Genomic DNA, 17436 nt, shown 5'->3' on the forward strand with positions numbered 1-17436 from the left:
GTCAATCCTTTGGGCGGCCACCTAGTAGGTCGCGCGCCCGCGCACAATCCTCTTCCATCTGGCGCTTCAGCGCGTCCAGATCGTCGAACTTCGCCTCGGGCCGCAGGAAGTGGTGGAAGGCGACGTCGATCTCCTGATCGTAGAGGTCGCCGGAGAAATCGAAGAAATAGGGCTCCAGCAGCTCCTTGGGCGGATTGAAACTGGGCCGCACGCCAAGGTTCGCCGCGCCCTGCAAGTGCTGGCCTGTGGCAAGCACGCGGCCCGTCACGGCATAGATGCCGAAACGCGGGCGCAGGTATGCGCCCATATCGATGTTGGCGGTGGGGTAGCCGAGGTCGCGCCCGCGCTTGTCGCCGTGGATCACTGTGCCGCGCACGGTGAAGGGGCGGGTGAGCAATCTTGCGGCAACATCGCATTCGCCCGCCTTCAGTGCATCGCGGATGCGGCTGGAGGAGACGACCTGGCCGCTTTCGCCAACAGGGCCAATGGCGCGGGCCTCAATCCCGCAGGTCGCGCCGACTTCGCGCAGCACCTTCACGTTGCCGCCGCGTCCCTTGCCAAAGGTGAAGTCCTCCCCCGTCACCACGCCGCTCGCGCCGATGTGACCCGCCAGCAGGTCGCGCACGAAGCTTTCCGCGCTCATGGCGGCGAGATCGTCGTCGAAGTCGAACACAAGCATGGCGTCCGCGCCTGCCGCGCGGAACAACTCGTGCCGCTGCTCCAGCGAGGTGAGGCGGAACGGCGGCACGTGCGGCGCGAAATGGCGGACAGGGTGGGGGTCGAAAGTGGCGACGATGGCCGGGCGGCCTTCGGCTCTGGCCCACTCCACCGCTTCGCGCACGACGTGCTGGTGGCCGACGTGGAACCCGTCGAAATTACCGAGTGCGACGACTGCTCCTCGCAGCGCGTGGGGCATGGGATCGCGGTGGGAGAGGCGCGTCATGCCGTAGCACCCGGCAGAGGCTCCAGCCCCATTTCCAGCACGCGCAGGGCGTTGCCGCCCATCACTGCGCGGATTTCCTCTTCGGTAAAGCCTGCATCGATCAGCCCTTGCGTCACGTTGACCAGCCCCGCCGTGTCGAACCGGGTGGTAACCGTGCCGTCGAAATCGCTGCCGAGCGCGACGTGTTCGATGCCGACGAGATCGCGGATATGCGCCATGGCGGCAACGATGGCGGTGGGCGAGGTATCGCACACGGCGCCCTCCCAGTAGCCCACGCCGATCACGCCGCCGGTCGCGGCAAGCCCGCGAATCTCGGCGTCGGTCAGGTTGCGGTTCACCGGACACGTCGCCTGCACGCCGCCGTGGCTGGAGACGACGGGGCGCTGGGCTACGGCTAGCACATCGCCGACGCATGTGTGGCTGCAATGGGCAATGTCGACCACCATGCCCATCGCTTCCATCCGCCGCACGGCCTCGCGGCCCATGTCAGTCAGCCCGCCCTTGTCGACGCCGTGCATCGAGCCTGCGAGTTCGTTGTCGAAGAAGTGCACCAGCCCCGCCATCCGCACGCCTGCGTCGTAGAGCTTGTCCAGATTAGCGAGATCGCCTTCGAGGTTATGCAGCCCCTCGACCGACAGCATCGCTGCCACCGGCGCGCTGCTGGCATCCGGTGCTCGGACCGGCACGATATCGGCGGGCGTGCGCACCAAGGCGAGCTCGCCGTCCGATTCGGCGGCGGCGCGTTCCAGCCGCTCGCCGTGCCACAGCGTGCGCTCCAAGAGCGAGGTCCAGGTGCGCAGCGGCTGCAACTGGCCGATGGCGAGCAGGGTGATGTTGTCGGTCTCGGCGGTGTTGTTGTCGTAGTTCTGGTCGCGCGGGGTCTTGGTGACGCTGGAGAACACCTGCAGCGCGACGTTGCCTTCCTTGAGGCGCGGCAGGTCGATGTGGCCGCGGTGCGCCGCTTCCAGCATGTCGCGCTTCCACAGCAGGGTATCGCCGTGCAGGTCCACGATGGTCAGCGTTTCGTGGAGCGCGCGCGCCTCGTCCGAAACGGGCGGCAGCGGCAGGCCGTCGACCACGTTCATGTCCCGCTCGACGTAACCGGGCGCGAAGATGAAGAAAGCGGCCAGCGCCGCCAGCAGCACGCCGCCGAAGCCGATGGCGAAACGCTTCATGCGGGGCGATGCCTCTCGCCAACTCGCTCGAAGGTCACGAAGTCGTAGGGTGGCCAGCCGTCCTTCGCCGGGCGGCTCTCGCGCGCCACCTCGCGCCAGGTGGGATCGTCCGCCGGATCGCGCATGGTGACCTCGCCCTCGGTATCCTCGAACACCTCGGTCAGTTCGAAAGTCGTGCCCCGGTCCCAGAACAGGTCGAAGATTTCGGCTCCGCCGATCACCGCCACATCGCCATCGCCCGCCATCGCCATGGCCTCGTCAGGCGAGGATGCCACTTCCGCGCCCTCTGCCTGCCAGTCGTCCTGCCGGGTCAGCACGATATGGCGGCGGCCGGGCAGCAGGCCGGGCAGGCTTTCGAAGGTCTTGCGGCCCATGATCATGGGCTTGCCCATGGTGAGGCGCTTGAATCGCTTCAGGTCCTCGCTGATCGCCCACGGTACGTCGCCGTCCTTCGCGATGACGCCGTTGGTCGCCCGCGCGACGATGAAGAGCACGTCGGCGCCCATTTACCAGACCCGCGTGATGTGGCCCATTTTGCGGCCCTTGCGCGCCTCGGCCTTGCCATAGAGATGCACGTGGGCGCGGCCGTCCGACAGGTGGCGGACAAGGTCCAGCGCTTCCTCGCCGATCAGGTTGTCCATCACCATCGAGCCGGAGACGCTGGCGGTGTCGCCCAGCGGCAGGCCGCAGATGGCGCGAATGTGGTTCTCGAACTGGCTGGTGACGGCACCCTCGATGGTCCAGTGGCCGGAATTGTGCACCCGCGGGGCCATTTCGTTGAAGACCGGGCCATTCGGCGTGGCGAAGAATTCCAGCGTCAGCACGCCGACGTACCCCAGCGCGTCGGCCACCTTCCTCGCCATGTCGCGCGCCTTGTCGAGCTGCTGCGCCACGATGGCGGGCGCGGGCAGTTCGCAATGGGCGAGGATGCCGTTCTCGTGGCGGTTGCGGCTGGAATCCCAGAAGCGCACCTCGCCATCGCGGCCACGTACGAGGATGACCGAGAATTCGCATTCGAACGTCAGCCGCGCTTCGTAGACGCAGCCGGTCTCGGGTATGCGCACGCCCTGTGCGTCGGCCCGCTCGTTGATCGCCCACTGGCCCTTGCCATCGTAGCCGTCGCGCCGGGTCTTCAGGATGCCGGGAACGCCGATCCGCTCCACCGCGTCGGCCAGTTCGCTGTCATGGTCGACCACGGCGAAATCGGCCGGCGTGCCGCCCGCGTCCTGCATGAAGCGCTTCTCGCGCACCCGGTCCTGCGCCACTTCCAGCGCGCGGGTGCCAGGTGCCAGCTTGTCCTGCGGCAGGTTGGCGAGGGGGCCGACCGGTACGTTCTCGAATTCGTAGGTGATGACGTCGCAGTCGCGCGCGAAGGCAGCCAGCGCATCGCCGTCGTGCCACGGGGCGCAGGTATAGGCTGCCGCGACATGGGCGGCCACGTTGTCACCCTCGGGCGCGTAGATGTGGCAGCGATAGCCGAGCTGCGCGGCCGACATGGCCATCATGCGGCCCAGCTGCCCGCCGCCGAGGATGCCGATGGTGGAACCGGGAGGAAGCGCGCTCATGGATTGTCGACCGGTTTCTCTGCAACCTTGTCCGTCTGCGCCTGGCGAAAGGCCTTGAGGCGCTCTGCCAGCGCTTCGTCTTCCAGCGCGAGGATCGACGCGGCGAAGATCCCGGCGTTGGTCGCGCCCGCATCGCCGATGGCCAGCGTGCCCGTGGGAACACCTGCGGGCATCTGCACGATGGAGAGCAGGCTATCCATGCCCGAGAGCGCCTTGCTCTGCACCGGCACGCCGAGGACGGGCAGGTGGGTGAGCGCGGCGATCATGCCGGGCAGGTGCGCCGCGCCGCCCGCGCCCGCGATGATGACCTTGAAGCCTTCGTCCGCCGCGCCCTTGCCGAAGGAATGCAGCCGGTCGGGCGTGCGGTGGGCGGAGACGATGCGCGCGTCGTATTGAACGCCAAGCTCTTCCAGCACGGCTGCGGCCTTGGTCATGGTGGGCCAGTCCGACTGGCTGCCCATCACGATTGCGACAGGAGCGCCCATGTCTCAGCTATCCTTCAGGTAGTAGCGCTCGCCCACGGGGGAGGCGCCTTCAAATTCGTAGATGATCGGCTGGCCCGTGGGGATCTCCAGCCCGGTGATCTCGTCGTCCGAGATGTTGGAGAGGTGCTTCACCAGTGCGCGCAGGGAATTGCCGTGGGCGGAGATAATCACCGTCTCGCCCGCCACCAGCTTGGGCAGGATATCGCTTTCCCAGTAGGGCAGGACGCGCTCGATGGTCAGCTTCAGGCTCTCGGTCTGCGGCACGTCGATGCCTTCGTACCGCGGATCGTTGCCGGGATCGTACTCGTCGCCCTTTTCCATCGGCGGGGGCGGCACGTCGAAGCTGCGGCGCCAGATGTGCACCTGCTCGTCACCGTGCTTGTCGCGCGTTTCCTGCTTGTTGAGGCCCGTCAGGCCGCCGTAGTGCCGCTCGTTCAGGCGCCAGTCCTTGGTTTCCGGGATCCACAGCCGGTCGCAATATTCCAGCGCGAGGTGCAGTGTCTTGATTGCGCGCTTCTGCACGCTGGTGAAGGCGATGGTGGGGAACACCCCCTTTTCCTTCAGCAGGCGGCCGGCTTCCTTCGCTTCCTCGACACCTTTTTCGGTGACGTCGACATCCCACCAGCCGGTGAAACGGTTGGCGAGGTTCCATTCGGACTGGCCATGGCGGACGAGGATAAGCTTGGGCACTGTCAGACTCTCCGGTTGCGGGAGGAATGGCGGGAAAGCGCGCCCTAGCCTTCACCGGCGCGATTGGAAAGGCCCGGAGAAGCATGGTCCGAATCGGCGTCGGGCCTGGACGCCTCATCGCTGGCCATCGCCTTCTTCTGCGCCTTGCGTCGTTTCAGGTTCGCACGCAATTGTGCGGCGAGACGTTCCTCGCGGGACAAATCCTTGCTCATGGACACTATATTTGGCCCAAGCGGCGTGTTCACTCAAGCTTGGCTTGACTTTCGCACCTTTGGCGACAATAGCGCGCGCCTGCCCGGCGACACTTGCTTCGCCTTCGGGCCCGGACGCTGCTGTAGCTCAGTGGTAGAGCGCACCCTTGGTAAGGGTGAGGCCGGGAGTTCAATCCTCCCCAGCAGCACCATTTCCCCTACACAATTTGCAGAACGGGACGCTGGCGCGTCGTCGCGTTTCGACGTGACAAAAAAAGGGCGCTTCTTTCGAAGCGCCCTCTTGTTTGCAGCGATCAGTAGTTGAACGCGACTGTCGCGCCGAAAGTGCGCGGCGGCAGCCAGGTGTTGCCGATCAGGCGACCCGTGGCCAGCGCGAAGGTGCTCGACTTGCGATCGACGTCGAACAGGTTCTTCGCCCAGAGCTGCACGCTGAACCGGTCGTCCGCATCGCGGAAGATCGCGCTCGCATCCACCATCGTATAGGCGGCCGAGCTTTCGATCTCGCGCTCGTACTCGGTGAAGTAGACGCGGCTGCGGTGCGTCACGTCGCCCTGCAGCGTCACTTCGGAACCGTTCGCGAAGGGGATGTCGTACTCCGCGTGCACGTTGAACGCCCATTCCGGCGTGTTGCGAACCGCGTTGCCGGCAAGCTGGATCTCGCAGGTCGGCGTGGCGGGATCGAGATCGCCGCTGCAGGGCGCGCCGAAGGCCGTGGGATCGGGGTTGGTCACAGGATCGTAGGCCGGCACGCCGGGCGTTGCCACGTTGCGCGGGTCAAGCGGATCGAGCGTTTCGAAGTCGGCATATTCGGCATCGGTGTAGGACAGCGATCCGCTGAGGCGGAACGTGTCCGTCACGCGCCCGAAGATATCCAGTTCGAGCCCGCGGGCCTCGATGGCTGCCGCGTTTTCGAAGATAGTCTGGTAGCCGCTCGGGCCCCCGGCAATCGTCTTGTTGAGCTGCGCCCCTTCGAGATCGTAGCTGTAGACCGCGAGGTTCACGGAAATGTCGTCAAGCACGGTCGCCTTGATGCCGGCCTCGTGGTTCTGGATCTGCTCCGGGTCCACGATGGTGGTGCTGCCGGCGGAGTTCTCGCCCGAGCCTGCCTTGAAGCCTTCGGCGTAGGTGTAATAGACCAGCACATCCGGGTTGGGCTGCCATTCCAGGCCCACTTCAGGGGTGAAATCGCTGAAGCTGCGCTCCGTGAAAGTGCCTTCCGTCGTGAAGCGGATCACCGGGCCGAGGCCGCCGCGGGCGATGATGATCGCGGGGTTGGCCGAATCGACGTCTTCCTCGCTGTAGCGGCCGCCCAGCTTGAGCGTGAAGGCATCAAGCGCCGGGGTCAACATGCCCAGCCCGATGTTGGCCTGGCCGAAGATCGCCCAGGCATCGGTGCCGAGGTTGGAACGGATGCAGACACGCTTCGGCGCGATCTGCGAGGAGCCGCCCACAACCGTGTCGGGCGAATAGCCGCACAGCGCATAGGCATCGGCCAGGTTGACGCCGGCATCCTGCAACACGTCGATGTTCTGCGCCTGTCCGTTCCTGCGCGCCAGGCCCACGTTGTCGATCGGGCGCTGGCGTTCGTGGAAGTAGAAGCCGCCGACGATGAGATCGAAGTTGTCGAGCGCGACGTTGAACTGCAACTCGTTGGAGTACTGCTCGGAGTCGATACGGCGTTCCTGCACCGTGGTCGACTGGCCGGTGGTGGCAAGGCTGTTGACCACTGCGGACAGGTCGAGATCCTGGAACAGCGAGGATTCGAAGCTGCGATAGTTGGCGATGTTGGTGATGGAAACCACGTCGCTCAGCTCGCTGCGCAGGGTGCCGGTGAAGGCGTAGGTCTCGGTCTTGGTGCCGACGTCGGTTTCCGACGCCAGGTCGCGCGGGTCCTCAGCATAGCCGCCGATGCCCAGCGGCGCGAGGCGCGGCACGTCGGGGAAGGATGCGCGCAGGTAGTGAATCGCGCCGGAGTTGTCGTTCTGGCGGAAGTACTCGCCCGACAGCAGCAGGTCGGTCGTATCCGAGATGTTGAACTGCAGCATGCCGCGAATCATGCGGCGGCTGAGGTCGTCCACCTCGGAGCCGGTGACGGGATTGTCGCCGAAGCCGTCGCGGTTCTCGATCTTGCTGGCCACGCGGAACAGCACCGAATCGGTGATCGGGCCGCTGATCGCCCCTTCGGCGACGATGGCATTGTAATTGCCGTAGGTGAGGCGGCCGTAGCCGGACAGGTAGCTGGTCGGCTTCGCGGTGATGAGGTTGATCGAACCGCCGGTGGCGTTGCGGCCATAGAGCGTGCCCTGCGGACCGCGCAGCACCTCCACCCGCTCGAGGTCGAACAGGCTGGTAAGCTGGGCTTCGGCGCGCGATACCACGGCACCGTCGACGTGCAGCGCCACGCCGGTCGCGTTGCCGGTGGTGGAAGTGTTGGCGCCGACGCCGCGGATGAAGATCTTCGCCTGGTTGAAGTCGTTGCCGAAGCTGACGCTGGGAACGATGGTCTGCAGGTCCTGCAGGCCGTTGACCTGCGAGGTCTGCAGGCGATCGGTGCCGAGCGCGATGACCGAGGCGCTGACATCCTGCAGCGTCTGTTCGCGGCGCTGGGCCGTCACGACGATGGCATTGCCGTCGACCGGCGAGGTCGTGGGATCGGTCACGCCTTCCTGGGCGAAATCACTGGCGGGTGCCTGGGGCGTTTCGGCGGGATCAAGCTGCGAATCCTGCGGCGAAGGGGCATCCGTCTCGGCGGTGCCGGGAGCGTTCTGCGCAAGCGCGGGGAACGACGTGCCGGCCAGCATAAGTGACGCAAAAAGTGCAGTTTTCGATTTCATGGGGTACCTCTCCAGGTTGGACAGTTGCAATTTTGCGCGCGCATTATTCCGATGTTTCCTACCGCGCAATCTTCCCCAAAGGCGGTGATTGAAATTTTCACACAGGTTCCAGGAAGTCGGCTCGGATGGCTGCGAGTGAACGGCCCGGCGATCAAAGCCCCTTTCCAAACGGTGTATCACCCGTATAAGTCACCCTCATGGACACCGAACCGCTCACCAAGCTCGATCCGGCCTATGCCACGGTCATGCGCATCGAAGGCACGCTCACGGTCCTGCCGTTCCTGATCGCTGCGCTGGTCATGGGCGTGGCCGGCGCGCTTCCGGCCCCGTGGACGTGGGCGCCGATGATCGTGCCGCTGCTGGTGGCGCTGGTGATGGTGCTGCTGATCCCGATGAAGCGCTATCGCAGCCGCGGCTACCATATCAGCGATGACAGGCTGCGAGTGGTGAAGGGGGTGATGTTCCATGCCGATACCGTCGTGCCGTTCAGCCGTGTGCAGCATCTCGACGTGGAGCAGGGACCGCTGGAGCGCGCGTTCGGGATTTCCCGGCTGATCCTGCATACGGCGGGCACGCACAATTCGTCGGTAACGCTGCCGGGCCTGCGGCACGCCGATGCCGTGGCGATGCGCGAGGAAATCCGCCAGCACGTGAAACGCGAATCGCTGTGAGCGAGGGCGCTCTGGAGCCTCCGGTAACGCCGGACGTCGAAATTGACGAATGGCAGCGCGTCAATCCGCTCACCATGATGGTGCAGATGGCGCGCACGCTGGCGCAGGCCATCATTCCGGCCATCGCCGTGCTGTATGGCGCCGCCTCCAGCGAACCCGACAGCGAGGGGCTGGCGGCGATCGCACCGTTCTTCGTCCCGATCCTGGGCGCGATCATCGGCATCAACCTGCTGGGCGCGTGGCTATCGTGGCGGCGGCTGCGTTACCGCGTTGGCGAGACGGACGTGCGGGTAGAGCAGGGCATCATCAGCCGCTCCGCCCGCTCGGTTCCCTACGAACGCATCCAGGACGTGAGCCTCGAACAGAAGCTGATCCCGCGCCTGCTGGGCCTTGTCGAAGTGAAATTCGAGACCGGGGCGGGCGGCAAGGAAGAGCTGAAGCTTTCCTACGTATCCGAAGCCGAAGGCGAGAAACTGCGCGAGACGGTGCGGGCCCTGGTGGACGGCGAGGCGGCGAAACCGGCAACGCCCGGCGATGCAGGGGAAGCCAGCCAGCCGGTAGCCGAGCCCGCCGGGCGAACGCTGTTCGCGATGGATACGAAACGGCTGTTCCTGTTCGGCCTGTTCAACTTCTCGCTGGTGGTCTTCGCGGTGCTGCTGGGCGCCTTGCAGCAATTGGAATTCCTGCTGCCGTTCGACCTTTGGGAATACATCGCCGATATCTTCCGCGACGACCGTATCGCCGAGGCGGGCGAACTGGTGAACGGGTACAGCACTGTCGCGCAGGTTCTCGCCATCCTCTATGCCGTGGGGGCCGTAGTCGTGGTGGGCATGGCCAGCGGCGTGGTGCGCACCTTTGTGCGCGACTGGGAATTCCGGCTGGAGCGCACGCCAAAGGGCTTTCGCCGCCGCCGCGGGCTGCTGACGAAGACCGACGTGGTGATGCCGGTGCACCGGGTGCAGGCACTGGTGGTGAAGACCGGCTGGCTGCGTCGCCGGTTCGGCTGGCACGGTCTTTCCTTCATCAGCCTGGCGCAGGATGCGGGCGGCGCGAATCACGACGTGGCACCTTTCGCGCAGATGGAGGAGATCGCCCCCATCGCGCGCGAGGCGGGTTTCTCCCTGCCCGACGACAGCGCCGACTGGCGAAGGGCGAGCGAGGATTACTACTTCGACAGGGCCGTGATGTTCGCATTCGTGCCCGTCGTTGCGGCGATTGTCTTCGCCTTGCAGGGCCACTGGGTATTGACCGTGCTCCTCCTAGGCCTCGCCGCCTTCCTGGCCGCGGGCGAATACTATCGCTGGCGGTTCGTGCGACACGCGCTGGACCCGCAGCAGGTGCTCTCGCGCCGCGGCTGGCTGGCACCGGGCTATCGCATAGCCAGCAGGGTGAAGCTGCATTCGGTGGAGATCAGCCAGAACCCGCTGGCACGCTGGCGCGGCTATTGCACATTGCGCTTCGGCCTGGCGGGTGGCCGCCTCGCCTTTCCCGGCCTGTCGCTGGAGGATGCGCGCGAGATGCGCGCTGCGGCATTGGAGTCCATCGCCGCCGTCGATTTCGCGAAACTGCCGCGCTGAAATGCGAAAGGCCCCGGTTCGCACCGGAGCCTGTCGCTTTGTCAGTGGTGATGACGAGGATCAGTACATCACGCCGTAATAGGCGTAGACGTTCTCCCCATAGTCCCGGTCGAACTCGGGCTGATCGTTACGGCCATAGGAAGGCGCGTCCTTCAGGCGGCCCTTGTCGATGTTGACGATATAGCCGCCGCGCCTCGTGTCATAGTCGAGCGCGTCCCACGGAACGGGATGATACTGCTCGCCGATGCCCAGGAATCCGCCAAAGCTCATTACCGAATATTCGACGCGGCCTGAGCGCTTGCCGATCATCAGGTGATCGATGGTGCCCAGCTTCTCGCCATCGGTCGAATAGACTGCGGTCCCTTCCACCTTGTCCGAGGAAATCAGGTCGTTCGTCTCGTCTCGTTCGAGCGGGCGGGAGCGGTCGAACTGGCTTCTTCGTTCGAGCTCGGCATCGGAATAGGTCGTTCTGTTCTGCATCTGCTGGTCGTGTGCCATTGGCTCTCTCCTCTTGGTCGAACCGGCGGCACGATTTTTTCGGTTTGTGGAAGATCGGCGAACTTTCGCTTCAACCCGCTCTCGTGCGGGGCGCGAGCCGCCGGTGCCACCGGCATTCATACCAGACCAACGAGGGCGGGACCGCCAATGTTCCGAAAAATCCTGATTTTTCAATGGCAGCCGTGAGGTCCGGTGTCAGCTCTCGATATCGGCGCGCACGTCGGCCCATTCGGGGTGCTTGCGGAATTGCACCGCGACATAGGGGCACTGCGGCACGATGGTGAAACCCTTGTCGCGTGCGTCCTGCACCATGAATTCGACGAGGTCGAAAGCGATGCCCTTCCCGCGCGCGGCGGGCGGAGTGAAGGTGTGGTCTGCAATGCGCGCCTCGCCGCGCGCTTTCCACGTCAGCTCCGCCGGGCGATCGCTGCCCTCCACGTCCACGCGGTAGGCGCCGTGAGTGGTTTCATCGGTGACTTCGATCTTCGCCATGAATTTCTCCTTCTTGCGCTGAACGCCGCCCACGGCCATGGCGTTCCGCGATGCAGTTCCTGTCCGACAATGCAGCGCCCGTCCATCCCAAGCTGTGGGAGGCGATGCGCGCTGCCGATGCGCCCGACACCCCTTACGATACCGATGCGCTCAGCCGGGAGCTGGACGCGCGGTTTTCCGCGATGTTCGGGCGCGAGTGCGCGGCGCTGTGGGTGGCGACCGGCACGGCGGCGAACTGCCTTGCGCTCGCCACGATGGTCGATCCCCACGGCGGCGTCGTCTGCCACGAGGAAGCGCACATCGAGATGGACGAATGCGGCGCGCCCGGCTTCTACCTGCACGGCGCGAAGCTGTTGCTGGCGAGCGGCGCGGGCGCGAAGCTGACGGCTGGCTCGATCACCGAGGTGCTGTCCGGCATCACGCGCGGTGTGCACCAGGTTCCGGCGCAGGCCGTCTCCATCACGCAGGCAAGCGAATACGGGCTCTGCTACGCGCCCGACGAGCTGGCGGCGATCGGCGCCCTTGCGAAAGAGCACGGCCTTGGCCTGCACATGGACGGCGCGCGCTTCGGCAACGCCTGCGCCTTCCTCGATATGTCCCCTGCCGAAGTGGCAGGTCCGGTCGACGCGCTCAGCTTCGGCTTCGTGAAGAACGGCGGGATGGGGGCCGAGGCCATGATCCTGTTCGACACCGAAAAGGCCGACATGATCCGCTTCCGCCGCAAGCGCGCCGGGCACCTGCAAAGCAAGGGCCGCTTCCTCGCCGCGCAGATCCACGCCATGCTGGATGACGACCTGTGGCTGGAAAACGCCCGCGCCGCCAACGAAGCGGCGGCCATCATCGCACAGGCGGCAGGCGAGCGCTTGGTCTACCCCGCCCAGATCAACGAGCTGTTCGTTACAATGAGTGCCGAAGAACGTGCCGCGGTGCGCGCGCAGGGCTTCTCGTTTTACGACTGGGACGACACCTGCGTGCGCCTGGTGACGCACTGGGCCACCGATCACGACCACGCGCGCGCGCTGGGCAAGGCCATCGCTTCGCTGTGAGCGCCGCCCCCAACCCGATCCAGGCCGGTATCCTGAGCTGGCGCGTGATCGTGCCCTTCGTGCTGACCGGCACGATCTGGGGTTCGACGTGGTTCGTCATCACCGGGCAGATCGACGGCGTGCCTGCCGCGTGGTCGGTGTTCTACCGCTTCGCGCTCGCCACACCCGCGCTCTTCCTTGTCGCCATGCTGATGAAGCGGCGCCTGCGGCTGACCCGGCCCGAGCAGGTGCTGGCGCTGGGCGTGGGGATCGCGCAGTTCAGCGGCAATTTCCTCTTTGTCTATCACTCGGAGCTTTACGTCACTTCCGGCATCGTCGCGATGATGTTCGGCCTGCTGATGGTGCCCAACGCGCTATTCGCCCGTATCTTCCTGGGCGAGCGCGTGCAGGGCGGCTTCATCCTCGGCAGCGCGGTCGCCATCGTCGGCGTGTCGTTCCTGCTGTGGCACGAATGGCAGGCCAATCCCGATGCGGGCGTGATCGGCGGCAACGTGGGGCTGGGTATCGTGCTGGCGGTGATCGGCATCCTTGCCGCATCGGTCGCCAATGTGATCCAGGCCAACCCCACCGGCCGCGGCGTACCGATGGTAAGCCTGCTGGCCTGGGCCATGCTCTACGGCACGGTGTTCGACCTTGCCTTTGCCTGGATAACAGCCGGACCGCCGCCGCTGCCGACCGGTGCGGCCTACTGGGGCGGCATTGTCTACCTCGCGCTGATAGGGTCGGTGGTGACATTCCCGCTGCACTACAATCTGGTGCGCGAGATCGGTGCGGGCCGCGCGGCCTACAATTCGATCATCACCATCTCCGTCGCCATGCTGCTGTCGACCCTGTTCGAGGGTTACAAGTGGACGTGGCTGACCGCGAGCGGGATGGTGCTGGCCGTCATCGGCATGGTGCTGGCGCTCCGGGCGAGGAAGCAGAAGGGCGTGCAGGTCCAGCAATCGGCGCGCCTTCGTCACGATGCGCCTTCAGAGCAGGGCGAGTAGCCCTTCGCGATAGGTGGGATAGGAAGGCTCCCACTCCAGAATCCGCTTCGCCTTGCCGTTCGCGACACGGCGGTTCTCGGCATAGAAGCCGCGCGCCATTGGAGAGAGGCCCGCTTCCTCGATGGTCTGGAGCGGCGGCGGTTCGACCTGCAACAGTTCACAGGCGAATTCGATCAGCGTATTCTGGCTGCATGGGAGATCGTCGGACAGATTGTAGGCACCCGGCGGTGCGTCGCTCTCCAGCGCCGCCATCACGCCGCTGGCGATATCGTCCACGTGGACCCGGCTGAACACCTGGCCGGGCAGGTCGATCCGGTGTGCCTTGCCCGCCCTGATGCGGTCGAAGGCGCTGCGCCCCGGCCCGTAGATGCCCGGCAGGCGGAACACCCGCGCGCCGCGCTCCAGCCAGTCCGCATCGCATTCGGCTCGCGCGGTGCGCCTTCCGTCGCCGGTGGGCGAAGCCTCGTCCACCCACGCGCCTTGCGCATCGCCGTAGACGCCGGTGGAGGACAGGTAGCCGAGCCAGTGCCCGCCTAGTGCATCGCCGTAGCTATCCAGCACCGGGTCAAGTCCGCTTTCCCGGTCGGGCGGAACGGAGGAGAGGACATGGCTCGCCCGCTCCAGCGTCGCCAGCACCGAGTCGCGATCGGCGAAGTCCACATCGCCGTCCGATCCGGTTGCGGAAACGGTCCATCCCGCAGTCTTTGCCGAGGCCGCAATGCGTTTGGCACTATAGCCGAGCCCGAATATGAACAGATGCGCCATCTCGTGCGTTCTAACCACTCGACGCGGCAACGGAAGAAAATTAGGTCAATCATCATGGATATCGCCCGCACACCCTCGACGCCCGACGGCAACCCCGAACTCGCGGATGCCGCACCCAGCCCGCACGAACCGCCGACCATCCGGCGCGAGGATTACCGGCCGTTCCCGTGGCTGGTGCCCGAGGTGGCTCTCGATTTCGATCTCGGCCTCGATGCGACACGCGTGGTCTCCACGCTGACGGTGGCGCGAAATGCCAAGGCCGATCACTCGTCAACGATCCGCCTCAACGGCGACGGGCTGGAAGTGCTGTCGGTGAAAGTCGACGGCGAGATGTCGAACAGCTGGACGATGGACGGCGACGACCTGTTGGTGACGCTGCCCGGCGACGCGCACGAGATCGCCGTGGCGACCGAGATCGACCCCTCGGCCAACACCCAGCTCATGGGGCTCTATGCCTCCGACGGGATGCTTTGCACCCAGTGCGAGGCGGAAGGTTTCCGCCGCATTACCTTCTTCCCGGACAGGCCCGACGTGCTTTCGACCTACCGCGTGCGGATGACCGGCGATGCGGAGACATTCCCGGTCCTGCTGTGCAACGGCAACCTCGAAGCGAGCGGCAAGAACGACGACGACACGCACTGGGCCGAGTGGCACGATCCCTGGCCGAAGCCGAGCTACCTGTTCGCACTGGTGGCAGGCCAACTCGTCGCCAACACCGACAGCTTCACCACCATGAGCGGGCGCGAAGTCACGCTGAACATCTACGTGCGCGAGGGCGACCTGGATCGCACGGGCCACGCGATGGAATCGCTCAAGAAGAGCATGGAGTGGGACGAGGAGACATTCGGCCGGGAATACGATCTCGACCTGTTCAACATCGTCGCCGTGTCCGATTTCAACATGGGCGCGATGGAGAACAAGGGCCTCAACGTGTTCAACACGAAATACGTGCTGGCGGACGAGGACACCGCAACCGATGGCGATTTCGACGGCGTGGAAGGCGTGATCGCGCACGAATACTTCCACAACTGGTCGGGCAACCGCGTGACCTGCCGCGACTGGTTCCAGCTTTCGCTGAAGGAGGGCTTCACCGTGCTGCGCGACCAGCTGTTCTCGCAGGACATGGGCAGCGAGCCGGTCAAGCGCATCGAGGATGTGCGCGTGCTGCGCGGGGCGCAGTTCCCGGAAGACAGCGGCCCGCTGGCGCACCCGATCCGGCCCGACAGCTACCGCGAGATCAGCAATTTCTACACCGCCACGGTCTACAACAAGGGCGCCGAAGTCATTCGCATGATGCGGACGATGTGCGGGCCGGAACGGTTCCGCAAAGGCACGGACCTCTACTTCGAGCGCCATGACGGCGAGGCCGCGACCTGCGAGGATTTCGTCAAGGCGATCGAGGACGGCGCGGGGCTGGATCTCAAGCAGTTCCGCCTGTGGTACTCGCAGGCCGGCACGCCGAGGGTTTCCGTCCGGGTTGAGCACGAAGGCGACACGGCCACGCTGCGCCTGTCGCAGGTCGTGCCCGCAACGCCGGGCCAGCCCGACAAGCAGCCGATGCCGATCCCGCTGAAAGTGGCCCTGTTCGACCGGGCAAACGGCCAGCATAAGGGCGAGGAACTCGTGATACTCGACAAGGCGGAAGACAGCGTCACCTTCTCGGGTTTTGTCGAAAAGCCCGTCCTCTCGATCAACCGCGGCTTCTCCGCGCCCGTTACCATAGAGCGCGACATTCCCGCTGAAGACCTCGTTTTCCTCGCTGCCAACGACGACGACCCCTTCGCGCGGTACGAGGCCTTGCAGGATCTCGTTGTCCGGCATCTCAAGCAGGCCGTCGAGGGCGAACTGGACGATGCTGACCGGGCCGAGGCGCGCGAGGCCATTGCCGGGGCTTTCCGTGCAGTGCTGGCCGACGAATCGCTCGATGACCTGATGCGCGGCGAACTGCTGGTCCTGCCGACCGAGACCTATCTTGCCGAGACCATGCTGGTCGCCGATCCGGGGCGCATCCATGCGGAACGCCAGGCCCTGCGCGCTGCCATCGGCTCTGCGCTGGAAGAGGAATTTGCCGCCCTGCACACCCGTGCTTCCGCCGTGCCCTACAGCCTTTCGGCAGAGGCCCGCGGCGCGCGCAAGGTGAAGACGCAGGCGCTGCTCTATCTCGCGGCAGGCAACGCGGATCGCGGGCGCGATCTCGCGTGGTCGCAATATTCGGGCGCGGACAACATGACCGACCGGCAGGGCGCGCTGATGGTGCTTGCCGGCATGTCCGGCATCGAGCGGACCGATGCGCTGCTCGACTTCTACAACCGCTACAAGGGCAATGCGCTGGTGGTGGACAAGTGGTTCACCCTGCAGGCAAGTTCGATGCACCCCGATGTGCTGGAGCATGTGAAGGCGCTGGCGGACCACCCGCAGTTCACGATGAAGAACCCCAACCGCGTGCGCTCGCTCTACATGGCCTTTGCCTACAACCCGCACGCTTTCCACGCCGAGGACGGCGAGGGATACAAGCTGGTGGCCGACGTGATCCTGGCGCTCGACCCGATCAATCCGCAAACGGCGGCGCGTTTCGTGCCGCAACTGGGCCGCTGGCGGCGGATCGAGCCGAAGCGTTCGGCCATGATGAAAGCGCAGCTCGAACGGATCGCCGCAGCGCCAAAGCTCTCGCGCGATACCTACGAACAGGTGAGCCGCAGCCTTGGGTAACCCGGCAAAGGTCATCCGCGCGGAGAATATTGCGCTCCCGCACGGCTTCCTCGATGCCGCGCAGAGCGATGCCCATGCGCACGGCCTTGCAGTGGGCGGGGCGGACGTGGTGTTCGTCAAGCAGGTGCATTCTGCCGATGCGATTGCGGTGAGCAAGCCCCTGGCCGAGAGCGACCGGCCCGAGGTCGACGGCATGGCCACGGCCACGCCCGGCCTCGCGCTGGCCATCGTCACCGCCGACTGCGCGCCGATCCTGCTGGCTGACGAAGCCGCAGGCGTGATCGGCGCCGCCCACGCGGGCTGGCGCGGAGCGCAAAGCGGCGTGATCGAGGCGACGGTCGCCCGGATGGAAGAGCTGGGCGCGCAGCGCGACCGGATCGCCGCAGCCATCGGTCCGTGTATCGCGCAGGACAGTTACGAGGTGGGCGCGGACATGCGGGCGAATTTTGCCGCGGCCGAACACCGGTTTTTCGAAGCGACCGGACCGGGAAAGTGGCATTTCGACCTCGAAGGCGTCGTCGCGGCGCGGCTCCTGTCTGCGGGAATCGCGTCGATCTGCCCGCTGGAAATGGACACTTACGCCGCCGCGCGCCGGTTCCATTCCTATCGCCGTGCGACCCATCGCGGGGAACCGACCACCGGCCGCCAGGTTTCACTCATCGCCCTTCCGGGTCAGGGGCCGGGTTAGGCGCGAGCGCCTCAATCCGGAGTGCCGCCGGGCCGCCAGTGGGCCGCTTGTCACATTACCGCTAAAAGGCGGGTTGGCAGCGCGGCATTGCTCGTCT

General features: G+C 65.7%; 17 protein-coding genes and 1 tRNA gene. 7 read left to right on the forward strand and 11 right to left on the reverse strand.

The window, feature by feature from the left end; genetic code table 11:
* Position 1: 1 nt before the first annotated feature.
* Genes ABFX23_RS00895 through ABFX23_RS00925 form a run of 7 tightly spaced genes read right to left on the reverse strand, consistent with a single transcriptional unit; the run spans position 2 to position 5070 of the window.
* Positions 2 to 943, reverse strand: coding sequence for a bifunctional riboflavin kinase/FAD synthetase (locus ABFX23_RS00895; protein WP_346031256.1), 942 nt, complete (start codon positions 941 to 943; stop codon positions 2 to 4).
* Positions 940 to 2118, reverse strand: coding sequence for a dipeptidase (locus tag ABFX23_RS00900; RefSeq protein ID WP_346031257.1), 1179 nt, complete (start codon positions 2116 to 2118; stop codon positions 940 to 942). Before ABFX23_RS00900 ends, ABFX23_RS00895 begins: the two co-directional genes overlap by 4 nt.
* Positions 2115 to 2624 (reverse strand): dihydrofolate reductase, encoded by a 510-nt coding sequence (locus tag ABFX23_RS00905; protein ID WP_346031258.1) that lies wholly within the window; start codon positions 2622 to 2624, stop codon positions 2115 to 2117. The genes ABFX23_RS00900 and ABFX23_RS00905 overlap by 4 nt, the downstream gene beginning before the upstream one ends.
* Positions 2625 to 3683: a 5-(carboxyamino)imidazole ribonucleotide synthase gene (locus ABFX23_RS00910; protein WP_346031259.1), complete on the reverse strand. Its 1059-nt coding sequence runs from the start codon at positions 3681 to 3683 to the stop codon at positions 2625 to 2627.
* A complete protein-coding gene (gene purE, locus ABFX23_RS00915; RefSeq protein WP_346031260.1) occupies positions 3680 to 4168 on the reverse strand; it encodes a 5-(carboxyamino)imidazole ribonucleotide mutase in 489 nt (162 codons plus the stop codon). Before purE ends, ABFX23_RS00910 begins: the two co-directional genes overlap by 4 nt.
* Before the next feature lie 3 nt (positions 4169 to 4171).
* The gene (gpmA, locus tag ABFX23_RS00920; RefSeq protein WP_346031261.1) at positions 4172 to 4858 is read right to left on the reverse strand and encodes a 2,3-diphosphoglycerate-dependent phosphoglycerate mutase; all 687 of its coding nucleotides are present in this window, start codon (positions 4856 to 4858) and stop codon (positions 4172 to 4174) included.
* Positions 4859 to 4902: 44 nt separating this feature from the next.
* On the reverse strand, positions 4903 to 5070 hold the full coding sequence (locus ABFX23_RS00925; RefSeq protein WP_346031262.1) for a hypothetical protein: 168 nt from the start codon (positions 5068 to 5070) through the stop codon (positions 4903 to 4905).
* 116 nt (positions 5071 to 5186) lie between these two features.
* On the opposite strand from ABFX23_RS00925, the gene ABFX23_RS00930 reads away from it, so the two are divergent.
* Positions 5187 to 5261 (forward strand) — tRNA-Thr (locus tag ABFX23_RS00930).
* A gap of 102 nt (positions 5262 to 5363) precedes the next feature.
* On the opposite strand, the gene ABFX23_RS00935 is transcribed toward ABFX23_RS00930, so the two are convergent.
* Positions 5364 to 7904, reverse strand: a complete 2541-nt coding sequence (locus tag ABFX23_RS00935) for a TonB-dependent receptor (protein WP_346031263.1) — start codon at positions 7902 to 7904, stop codon at positions 5364 to 5366.
* 197 nt (positions 7905 to 8101) lie between these two features.
* Between ABFX23_RS00935 and ABFX23_RS00940 the strand changes: the two genes are divergently transcribed.
* Together ABFX23_RS00940 and ABFX23_RS00945 are read left to right on the forward strand one after the other, a co-directional pair.
* Positions 8102 to 8575, forward strand: a complete 474-nt coding sequence (locus ABFX23_RS00940; protein ID WP_346031264.1) for a PH domain-containing protein — start codon at positions 8102 to 8104, stop codon at positions 8573 to 8575.
* Complete coding sequence (locus ABFX23_RS00945; protein WP_346031265.1) at positions 8572 to 10152, forward strand: PH domain-containing protein; 1581 nt, start codon at positions 8572 to 8574, stop codon at positions 10150 to 10152. Before ABFX23_RS00940 ends, ABFX23_RS00945 begins: the two co-directional genes overlap by 4 nt.
* A gap of 60 nt (positions 10153 to 10212) precedes the next feature.
* On the opposite strand, the gene ABFX23_RS00950 is transcribed toward ABFX23_RS00945, so the two are convergent.
* Both ABFX23_RS00950 and ABFX23_RS00955 read right to left on the reverse strand, forming a co-directional pair.
* Positions 10213 to 10650: a PRC-barrel domain-containing protein gene (locus ABFX23_RS00950; RefSeq protein ID WP_346031266.1), complete on the reverse strand. Its 438-nt coding sequence runs from the start codon at positions 10648 to 10650 to the stop codon at positions 10213 to 10215.
* Between the two features lie 195 nt (positions 10651 to 10845).
* Entirely contained in the window at positions 10846 to 11142 is a 297-nt protein-coding gene (locus tag ABFX23_RS00955) for a GNAT family N-acetyltransferase (RefSeq protein WP_346031267.1), read from the reverse strand.
* 50 nt (positions 11143 to 11192) lie between these two features.
* Between ABFX23_RS00955 and ABFX23_RS00960 the strand changes: the two genes are divergently transcribed.
* Positions 11193 to 12188, forward strand: a complete 996-nt coding sequence (locus ABFX23_RS00960; RefSeq protein WP_346031268.1) for a threonine aldolase family protein — start codon at positions 11193 to 11195, stop codon at positions 12186 to 12188.
* Positions 12185 to 13177 carry a DMT family transporter gene (locus ABFX23_RS00965; RefSeq protein WP_346031269.1) on the forward strand — a complete coding sequence of 331 codons (993 nt, stop codon included), beginning with the start codon at positions 12185 to 12187 and terminating at the stop codon, positions 13175 to 13177. The genes ABFX23_RS00960 and ABFX23_RS00965 overlap by 4 nt, the downstream gene beginning before the upstream one ends.
* Here ABFX23_RS00965 and ABFX23_RS00970 read toward each other — a convergent pair.
* A complete protein-coding gene (locus tag ABFX23_RS00970) occupies positions 13160 to 13942 on the reverse strand; it encodes a Rossmann-fold NAD(P)-binding domain-containing protein (RefSeq protein WP_346031270.1) in 783 nt (260 codons plus the stop codon). The two genes, ABFX23_RS00965 and ABFX23_RS00970, sit on opposite strands and share 18 nt — an antisense overlap.
* Before the next feature lie 54 nt (positions 13943 to 13996).
* On the opposite strand from ABFX23_RS00970, the gene pepN reads away from it, so the two are divergent.
* Both pepN and pgeF read left to right on the forward strand, forming a co-directional pair.
* Positions 13997 to 16651, forward strand: a complete 2655-nt coding sequence (gene pepN, locus ABFX23_RS00975) for an aminopeptidase N (protein WP_346031271.1) — start codon at positions 13997 to 13999, stop codon at positions 16649 to 16651.
* Complete coding sequence (pgeF, locus tag ABFX23_RS00980; protein ID WP_346031272.1) at positions 16644 to 17339, forward strand: peptidoglycan editing factor PgeF; 696 nt, start codon at positions 16644 to 16646, stop codon at positions 17337 to 17339. Before pepN ends, pgeF begins: the two co-directional genes overlap by 8 nt.
* The last annotated feature ends 97 nt before the right edge of the window (positions 17340 to 17436 follow it).

The sequence above is a fragment of the Erythrobacter westpacificensis genome (assembly GCF_039542285.1).
Classification (GTDB): domain Bacteria; phylum Pseudomonadota; class Alphaproteobacteria; order Sphingomonadales; family Sphingomonadaceae; genus Alteraurantiacibacter; species Alteraurantiacibacter westpacificensis.

What these genes read in the sequence shown, in the direction of transcription:
- ABFX23_RS00960 (WP_346031268.1), top strand. Translation starts at nt 11,193, where the DNA reads ATGCAGTTCCTGTCCGACAATGCAGCGCCCGTCCATCCCAAGCTGTGG.
- ABFX23_RS00900 (WP_346031257.1), bottom strand. Translation starts at nt 2,118, where the DNA reads ATGAAGCGTTTCGCCATCGGCTTCGGCGGCGTGCTGCTGGCGGCGCTG.
- ABFX23_RS00925 (WP_346031262.1), bottom strand. Translation starts at nt 5,070, where the DNA reads ATGAGCAAGGATTTGTCCCGCGAGGAACGTCTCGCCGCACAATTGCGT.
- ABFX23_RS00910 (WP_346031259.1), bottom strand. Translation starts at nt 3,683, where the DNA reads ATGAGCGCGCTTCCTCCCGGTTCCACCATCGGCATCCTCGGCGGCGGG.
- ABFX23_RS00950 (WP_346031266.1), bottom strand. Translation starts at nt 10,650, where the DNA reads ATGGCACACGACCAGCAGATGCAGAACAGAACGACCTATTCCGATGCC.
- ABFX23_RS00955 (WP_346031267.1), bottom strand. Translation starts at nt 11,142, where the DNA reads ATGGCGAAGATCGAAGTCACCGATGAAACCACTCACGGCGCCTACCGC.
- ABFX23_RS00895 (WP_346031256.1), bottom strand. Translation starts at nt 943, where the DNA reads ATGACGCGCCTCTCCCACCGCGATCCCATGCCCCACGCGCTGCGAGGA.
- ABFX23_RS00940 (WP_346031264.1), top strand. Translation starts at nt 8,102, where the DNA reads ATGGACACCGAACCGCTCACCAAGCTCGATCCGGCCTATGCCACGGTC.
- ABFX23_RS00970 (WP_346031270.1), bottom strand. Translation starts at nt 13,942, where the DNA reads ATGGCGCATCTGTTCATATTCGGGCTCGGCTATAGTGCCAAACGCATT.
- purE (WP_346031260.1), bottom strand. Translation starts at nt 4,168, where the DNA reads ATGGGCGCTCCTGTCGCAATCGTGATGGGCAGCCAGTCGGACTGGCCC.
- ABFX23_RS00935 (WP_346031263.1), bottom strand. Translation starts at nt 7,904, where the DNA reads ATGAAATCGAAAACTGCACTTTTTGCGTCACTTATGCTGGCCGGCACG.
- ABFX23_RS00905 (WP_346031258.1), bottom strand. Translation starts at nt 2,624, where the DNA reads ATGGGCGCCGACGTGCTCTTCATCGTCGCGCGGGCGACCAACGGCGTC.
- pepN (WP_346031271.1), top strand. Translation starts at nt 13,997, where the DNA reads ATGGATATCGCCCGCACACCCTCGACGCCCGACGGCAACCCCGAACTC.